We start from the raw sequence: 8156 nt of genomic DNA on the forward strand, positions 1-8156 counted from the left end.
AGAACAATTTCATCATCGCTTAAAAGCGACTTTATCATCATAACAAGTTATTAACTCGAAGTCAACAACTTTTTTGTTTTTCTTTCATCGTCTCGCTGACGACTTTTCCTATATTACAGGAGATTAATAGATTGGTCAACACTTTTTCTAAAAAAATTAAAAAATGATTTATTTCCTCTTTAATCATCAATAAAGCAAAAGGAAGTCATGTCAGTTTGAAGCCCTTTATGTAGAATGGGAGACATCCATCCACATGCCAATAGTATCTGTTTGCGGATCTTGGACGACTTCTGATATTTTCTTAACCTTTGAACTTGGTACTAATTGTTTGAGGGAACCTGAGACTCTGTCAGATGGGAAAATGGCTGCTAAAGGGAATCAGATGCTACTTTTGAAAAAAGAGACCGCCTCAAAAGGGTTAACCATTAACACCCTTCGAGACAGCCTCTCTTATTTAATCACACTGCACCTAAGACACCGATCAAACCTTCTTCAGACGGCTGCAAATCGCGTCTCCAACCTCAATCGTGGAGGACTTGCCGCCAATATCCGTAGTCTTGATTCCCTCATTGGTTACCTCTTCTACTACATCCAAAAGCTTCCGACCAAGCTCACGCTCCCCAAAATGATCGAGCATCATTTTGGCGGTCCACACCTGCCCGATTGGGTTGGCAATGCTCTTTCCATAAATATCCGGCGCAGAACCATGCACAGGCTCGAACATTGACGGATACTTTCCACTTAAATTAATATTCGCGGCCGGCGCAATTCCGATACTTCCCATGATCGCCCCGCCAATATCAGTTAAAATATCTCCAAATAGATTACTGGCCACAATCACATCAAAAATCTGCGGCCGTGTCACGAAAAAGGCCGCTAACGCATCGATATGATAGGTTGCTGTTTGAATATCCGTATAATCCGCTTTTACATCATTAAAGACCTCATCCCAAAACGGCATCGAGTGGACAATACCGTTCGACTTCGTCACGGATGTAACATGGCCTCTTCTCTGTTTAGCCAACTCAAACGCATAGCGCATCGCACGCTCAGTACCTTTTCTAGTAAAAATAGCATTTTGGATGGCAACCTCATCATCCCCGCTGTGAATCCTGCCGCCCACTTCACTATATTCACCCTCACTATTTTCTCTTACGACAATTAAATCAAAGTCATTAGGATTGACTAGCGGTGATTTCAAACCTTTAAAAAATTTAGCCGGTCTAATATTGATCGATTGTTCAAATTCGCGGCGAATCTTAATCAAAAGTCCCCATAACGAAACATGATCTGGAACCAGCTGAGGGTTTCCAATCGCCCCCAGAAAAATCGCCTCAAAGTTTTTTAAGATATCCAAACCATCTTCCGGCATCATTTTTCCATGCTCCAGGTAGTAGTCACAGCTCCACGGAAACTCTTTGTACTCAAATTTTAAACCGCCATGAATTTCGGCCACTGTATCTAAAACCTTTGTGGCAACAGGAACGACTTCTTTCCCAATGCCATCTCCTGGAATGACAGCAATCTCTAGTTTCTTCATACTTATATACCTACTCCCTTATTAGCATTTTTATAAAAATTTTCATACATGGCAATCTCTTGTTCATTCAAAGCCTGTCCGTGCGTTCAGGCAAGTAATAGAAGGCATCCCATCAATTTACTTATCTCTCTTCTAACTGTTCAATGATTTGAATCAAATTAGATAGATCCTCTTGCGTATGCTCTTTTAATCTATCAGATGCTTTTTTAGCGTCTCTTTCTTTTATTGCAAGGTAAATATCCGTATGTCCCTTTAAGATCGTACTCAACCGGTCATCACCTTGGATATTCAAGACACGGTAATAATAGATGAGGCCGTTCAAATCCTCCACAAGCTTCATCAGACGTGCATTCCCGCTGTATAGGATAATTAGTTCATGAAAACGGGCATTACACGCTACAATAGTCTCAGTATTACCTTCTTGGACGGCTTCCGCTGTTTGTTCTAATATTTTTCCAAGCTCCTGCAGCTGCTCATCGGTTGCTCGTTCAGCTGTCAGTTCAACAGCTTTAGATTCAAGCGAAATCCGGCATTCATAAATATCGCGCACATCTTGCAAATTTGGCTTGTAGACGGATATTTGGGACCTTTCATCCATTACCAGCAATCCCTCAATAATCAAACCCCGAATCGCTTCTCGAACGGGACTGCGGCTAATTTGATATTGTTTAGCAATCTTGGCCTCATAAAGCCGGTCCCCAGGTTTGTAAACACCACTAAAGATACTTTCCTTTATGGATTGCTGAATTTGTTGATAGTATGGCAATGGCTTTTGCAATGGACTGTCTAACATTTGTTTACCTCTCTCAATTTTAAATTAGATTATGGTTATTTCTTAGTCGTTATTTCCAACTTCGTGTCGGCTGTCGACAAGGTACACTTAAATTATAAAATTAGTTTTCAGATATTTCAAATTTTAACTCCTCGTGTTCGAAAAATATAAATTACCAGGTTCGTAAAACGCATATGAATAGACTAGCAACAGGACCAGAAACTTCGAAACCAAAGTTTTGTCTATTTTTTAAGGGGTTTTGTTCATTTTTGAGGGCACTTTGTCTATTTTTGAAAGGTGTTTGTCTATTTAGACAAAAAACGGAAAACGAGGATCTAAAGTTTACTAGCTGCACATATGCTTTGGACAAATACTGTGCTGTTTTGGACAATTTTGAGGGCACTTTGGACATTTTTTATGTACATTGGACATTTTCCGAACCACTTTGGACAATTTTTCCGACGGTTTGGACAATTAGCCAAAAAACTGAAAAATATAGCCCCATTAAGGGGGCCATATCAGTTAGTATAATCTCATTGGCCATTTTAATAAGTTCCTTTTGCTGCTGTTCATCCGTTATTTCTTCATTCCGGTAGACAATATTATAGGAGACCTCCTCAAATTGGAAGTACAATGAATTGCCTTTTAATTCACCGCGGGTATCGTCATCCAATTTTATTTCAGTCGTATTCAATAAAATGTTTTTCTAAATAGGATGGCTTGCTTCCATTTTGAACTGAATTTTGGAATTCTCATCTTTAGGCATTGCGAAAAGATGCCACCATCCCAAATTCCTCCAATCGCCTGTCGAAAAAAACTAACTAATCGTTTGATTAAATTTACCGGAAAGCCTGGTGCTAAGGGATTTTCACCCATTGATAGCGAAGAATTTTGTCAGTTAACTAATCGTTTGATTAGTTTCAGTCTTAAACTTGATATTTCAACTTCTCCGCTATTCATCTCGAAAGAAATTTGTCGAATAAGAAAAAACAAGCGCTCCCATGAAGGAAGCGCTTGTTTCCATTTTTATGACTTACTTAATTCAATAATCGCATAAAGCTTCAAAGCTTCGTATTCTTCAGGTGTTAACCGTTTCATAACCGTCGATTGAATCTCCGATTTTACTTCAGGAGTTAATCCTCCCTTGGCCTTGTCGGCAAAGCCCATCAGCTCATTCATCGTAAATTTGGTTAATAAAAATTTCAATACTTCATCCCTTGAAGTAAACTTTAATTTCGAACTAGTATAGGTTTTTTCAGTCTCAGTTGATTTCTTGCTTGTCTTACTATCTTCAGAAGCAGCCTGGTCGCTGCTAGCAGAGGCAGATGCAACTAGAGGAGTGTTCGCCATTGGCACCACTGAATACTTATCAAGGATTTGTTGCTTTTTATCGGAGCCCACTTCATCCTCAATGAATTGCTGAACGGACGGATCAGTCAATAGTGCTTGGATCTCCTTTTTCGGTACTTGATGAGAAATTTCCTCGACCACTTTTTTGGAGGCAAGATTCATTCCAATTTGATAGCCAAAAAATCCAATCACAGCAAGTAGAACTACAGGCAGTCCAAGCTTAAACCGATTCTTCTTCCACAATGGGGTGACAGGATAACGGTGATTGGTCCCTACCTTTTTATAATATTGTCCGTCTTCATCCTTATAATAGCGAATTCCAAAAAGCTTCAAAGGTGTTCTAGTTTCCTTCATTCTCATCTTCTGCATTGCGAGTACCCCTTAAAAAAATAAAATCTGAACCCATTCATTTTCATTTTATTTACAAAAAAAGTCAACAACAAAATGGATAAAAAAAAGAGAAGTGCACTAACACTTCTCTCTGCATCCTGTGGCGGGACAGGCATCGGAATCAATCTCCGTGTTTATGTTTCCCTTTGCCTTTTTCTTTCCCTTGATTTTTCCATTCTTTTTCTTGTTGTTTCTCTTTACCCTTATCTTCATCCTCTTCAGAAGCTTCTTCCTTTTTAGGTTTCATTGGAACCTCGGCAGAATTGACACCTTGGATATACAATTCATTATTCGCCCTGTAAACACTGCTCGGCTGCTTAAAATTGGATCCGTCCGTACCGAACGCTTGCATCATCGCTTTAAACATGAGCTGCGAGATTTTAGTTGAATTGCCGCTCATGTAGTTCCCCTGTCCGTTTTGCGCATAACCTGTCCAGACAGCCATGGTGTATTGCGGTGTGTACCCAGCGAACCAGCTGTCATTTGTCGCTGAACTTGGGTATCCATATCTAGCTCTAGTTTTTGCATCAAAATTGGTGGTACCTGTTTTCCCGGCAACATCCAGACCAGGGACATTAGCTGTTTTTCCTGTTCCCTCATTTACAACTGTGCGTAACATATCCGTCACCATATAGGCCGTGTAATCATGCATCACACGTTTAGATTTCCCCGCAAAACTAACAACTGTGCCGTCCGGAAAAGCAACCTTTTGGACAAAATGCGGTTTATTGTAGACGCCATTATTTGCAAATGCACTGTAAGCTCCAGCCATGGCTAAAGGATTTACGGTATTACTTCCGATTGAATAGGATTCATACACTTGGTCATTTTTAAAAGTAATGCCAAGATTCTCTGCAAAACTCTTTGACTTATCCAACCCAACCTCTCTCATTGTGAGCAGAGCTGGGATATTGTAAGAGTTTTGTAAAGCCGAGCGTATGGTCAGCACCCCATGATATCGATGATCCCAGTTGGAAATGGACTGGCCGGTTTCATAGGTCGTCGGCTGGTCATCAATCAAATGTGCAGTCGACCATTTTAAGTTTTCAATCGCCGGGCCGTAATCAAAAATCGGCTTAAAGGAAGACCCAGGCTGACGGTTGATATCTACGGCAAAGTTGTTGCCCAGGAATGAGGCTTTATAATCGTTCCGCCCGCTTCCAATCGCCCTGACTTCCCCCGTTTTCGTATCTAAAAAAACGAAAGCCCCTTGAAACTTTGCATCAGGATAGCCGATGATTTCATTGGTATTCATCATTTTGTCGGCATAATTCTGTGCTTTTGGATCGAGTGTTGTATAAATCGACAACCCATCTTCGCTGATGTTGACATCCTTCAGTTTTCCCTTTACCTCTTTCACTGCCGCGTCCAAAAAGGCCTCATAAGGCATGCTTTGCTGCGTGCTTTTTGGTACAAGTCCCTCTGTAACAGGTACTTTTTCTGCTTCTTTCATTTGTGTTTCTGTGATATACCCATCTCGAAGCATCGAGCTTAGGACAATGTGACGGCGCTTCGTGGCTGATTCTTTATTTTCCGGTTTGGTCGGATCGTAATTATTCGGACTCTGAGGCAGTCCGGCTAACATTGCTGCCTGCGAGAGCGTCATTTTTTTCAAATCATTGGCTTCAAGTCCATAATAATTCTTCGCGGCCGCCGCCACTCCGTAAGAGCGGTTTCCTAGATAGATTTTGTTCAAATACATCATCAAAATTTCGTGCTTGGAGTACTCTTTTTCCAACTGATACGCCAGGTCCCATTCCTGCACTTTTCGCTTCAATGTTTTCTCTGGAGACAAAAAGGAGTTTTTAATGACCTGCTGGGTAATGGTACTGCCCCCCTGAGATCCGAAATCCCCGGTTACGTTCACGAAAATGGCCTTAGCCGTCCGTTTGAGGTCGATTCCATGATGTTCATAAAAATGGGAATCCTCTGTGGCAATAAACGCATGTTCTAGCACTTTGGGCACTTGTTCATACGAAATCTTCGTCCGCTTTTCCTTCCCGTATTCATAAAGGAATTTTCCGTTTTTATCATAAAATTTCGTGGAAAGCGGATCCTCCAGCTTCGAAGCATCTAATGTAGGTGTACCCTTAATCATTGAAGCGAATGTGATGGCTCCTGCTCCTGTTGAAACAAGACCAAGCACCAAACAGACAATGATCACTTTTTTCAATAAAGATCCTTTTTTCAACACGGATCCTCTTTTCGGTGGTGCACTATTACTTCTCTGGTTATTTTGTTTTGTTTTTTCAGCTTGTTTTCGTTCCTCACGAGATTGATAGGTTTCTTCTGACATTCTTCTTCTCTCCCATGTTAAGTAAGTTAATCTAAGTTGCTTAAACCAATATTTGGATGTAATTTACGTGGAGCTATTTATATACATTCGTAAGGAAGCATAATTTTATGGGTGAGGACCAGACATTTATTTTTAAAAGATTGGATTGGACAATTTTGAGGTGGGTTTGGACATTTTTTCGTGGGTATTAGACAATTTCGGGGCACCATTGGACATTTTGATAAAAAACAGAAATCAAAAACCAAAATCCAGGCACCCGAAATAACGTTTTTAGTACTACTGTGCTTTTTTATAAACAATGGAAAACCGTTTTTCCCCAGCCCATTTTGCACCTTTGTAATCGATTTTTATGGCTGCAGTATAATCGCCTTCCATCTCAATATTCGCTTTCCCGGCATACACTCCATCCCCAATTTCTTGCATCTGCATAGAAAGATCGCCATGACTCATGCCTTGCATTTTCAACACTGCGCTAACCTTTGCACCTTCAACTGGTTTACCCTCACTGTCTGTGATTTTAAATTCAATGGGAGAAGCTTTACCAGGTGTAAACGATTTTGGTGTAGAGAGCTTTATCTGAAAGTTATTTGAACTGCAGCCTGAGATCAAAACCAATACTATACTAAAAACAAGGACAATAAATTTGTTCATTACATCACAACCTTTCAAGTCATTATAACACCACAACACCACAAGGAAGGTTCTCATAGCTTATATTTATCTTAATTGTTATATTTAAAAAAGGAAAAGTGCGGGTGGTTGAAATGGCTGATAATATACAGAAAGATATTGAGAAAGTAATGGGTGAAATCCATTCTTTTGATTTATTAAAGGAACAAGGCTGTACCTCTGAAGTTCGCCGCCTTGTTACGAATAAGGGATCCTACTTGCTTAAAAGTGCTTATGATGAAAGATATCGAACATGGCTAAAGGCAGAGGCTCAGGTTTTAGAAAAACTAACCCACGAAAGAGAAATTCCAGTTCCTGCTTATTATGGATTTATCGAGAAAACGGACAGCAGTCACCTTATCATGTCATTTGAGGAAGGCATTACATTAACAGCGGCTTTAAAGGGCGGATTGTCAAAATCCGATAAAAAAGCGTTAGTGAGAAGCTTTGGACAATTTCTTAATCAGTTTCACGAAATGAGGCCGATTGAAGCGCTGAAACGGAAGAATGATTGGCTGGAGGAACAACTTCTTAAAGCACAAAGCTATGTAAAAAACGGCCAAACGGAAGGCAGCTTAGAATTGTTAAACCGGTTAAAGTCACAAAAACCGCTGCCAGTCCAACCAACAATGATACATGGTGATTGCACATCAGATAATGTGCTTGTTATCGACGGAAAGGTAAAACTTTTCATTGATGTGTCTGGTATGACAGTCGGAGATCCTCGATATGATGAATCCCTGGCGATTAGCCATTTTGTTGATAATCCTGAATACTTACATGCCTTTTATGAAGGCTATACACGCTATAAGGTCTCAAAGGAAGAATTTCTGTATTTTAATGAGGGCCTATATGAGTTTTTCTAAAAGCTTGCGTATTTTTTAGAGAATAATGATTAAGAGAGCTTGAATATGGCTGGTAGAGGGAATTAGCCCTTCTTGCGGACTCAGGTGCATGATTTTCGGCAGGCCGTTTCCTCTATAGGGCTTCTTACGGACTCGGGAGCATGATTTTCGGCAGGCCGTTTCTTCTATAGGGCTTCTTGCGGACTCGGGAGCATGATTTTCGGCAGAGCGCGTCTTATATAGGGCTTCTTGCGGACTCGAGAGCGTGATTTTCAGTCAAGTCCTAGATTTTGT

The 8156-nt window shown here is 40.5% G+C and carries 7 protein-coding genes; 1 reads left to right on the plus strand and 6 read right to left on the minus strand.

Annotated elements, in window-relative coordinates:
* Positions 1 to 481: 481 nt before the first annotated feature.
* From ACIFOT_RS30345 to ACIFOT_RS30370, 6 genes are all read right to left on the minus strand, one after another.
* Positions 482 to 1540, minus strand: a complete 1059-nt coding sequence (locus ACIFOT_RS30345; RefSeq protein WP_430072135.1) for a tartrate dehydrogenase — start codon at positions 1538 to 1540, stop codon at positions 482 to 484.
* A 121-nt stretch (positions 1541 to 1661) separates the two neighbouring features.
* On the minus strand, positions 1662 to 2333 hold the full coding sequence (locus tag ACIFOT_RS30350; RefSeq protein WP_430072139.1) for a GntR family transcriptional regulator: 672 nt from the start codon (positions 2331 to 2333) through the stop codon (positions 1662 to 1664).
* Positions 2334 to 2727: 394 nt separating this feature from the next.
* Positions 2728 to 3006 carry a hypothetical protein gene (locus tag ACIFOT_RS30355; RefSeq protein WP_430072142.1) on the minus strand — a complete coding sequence of 93 codons (279 nt, stop codon included), beginning with the start codon at positions 3004 to 3006 and terminating at the stop codon, positions 2728 to 2730.
* 332 nt (positions 3007 to 3338) lie between these two features.
* Positions 3339 to 4031, minus strand: a complete 693-nt coding sequence (locus ACIFOT_RS30360; RefSeq protein WP_430072145.1) for a hypothetical protein — start codon at positions 4029 to 4031, stop codon at positions 3339 to 3341.
* Positions 4032 to 4173: 142 nt separating this feature from the next.
* Positions 4174 to 6348, minus strand: coding sequence for a transglycosylase domain-containing protein (locus ACIFOT_RS30365; protein ID WP_430072148.1), 2175 nt, complete (start codon positions 6346 to 6348; stop codon positions 4174 to 4176).
* A 276-nt stretch (positions 6349 to 6624) separates the two neighbouring features.
* On the minus strand, positions 6625 to 6999 hold the full coding sequence (locus ACIFOT_RS30370) for a FixH family protein (protein ID WP_430072151.1): 375 nt from the start codon (positions 6997 to 6999) through the stop codon (positions 6625 to 6627).
* A gap of 113 nt (positions 7000 to 7112) precedes the next feature.
* On the opposite strand from ACIFOT_RS30370, the gene ACIFOT_RS30375 reads away from it, so the two are divergent.
* Positions 7113 to 7883, plus strand: a complete 771-nt coding sequence (locus ACIFOT_RS30375; RefSeq protein ID WP_430072154.1) for a phosphotransferase family protein — start codon at positions 7113 to 7115, stop codon at positions 7881 to 7883.
* Positions 7884 to 8156: the final 273 nt, after the last annotated feature.

It is taken from the genome of Neobacillus sp. NRS-1170 (genome assembly GCF_050468025.1).

Bases quoted from the DNA above. Each gene is read 5' to 3' on its own strand.
- ACIFOT_RS30345 (WP_430072135.1), bottom strand. From the start codon at position 1,540: ATGAAGAAACTAGAGATTGCTGTCATTCCAGGAGATGGCATTGGGAAA.
- ACIFOT_RS30375 (WP_430072154.1), top strand. From the start codon at position 7,113: ATGGCTGATAATATACAGAAAGATATTGAGAAAGTAATGGGTGAAATC.
- ACIFOT_RS30365 (WP_430072148.1), bottom strand. From the start codon at position 6,348: ATGTCAGAAGAAACCTATCAATCTCGTGAGGAACGAAAACAAGCTGAA.
- ACIFOT_RS30350 (WP_430072139.1), bottom strand. From the start codon at position 2,333: ATGTTAGACAGTCCATTGCAAAAGCCATTGCCATACTATCAACAAATT.
- ACIFOT_RS30360 (WP_430072145.1), bottom strand. From the start codon at position 4,031: ATGCAGAAGATGAGAATGAAGGAAACTAGAACACCTTTGAAGCTTTTT.
- ACIFOT_RS30370 (WP_430072151.1), bottom strand. From the start codon at position 6,999: ATGAACAAATTTATTGTCCTTGTTTTTAGTATAGTATTGGTTTTGATC.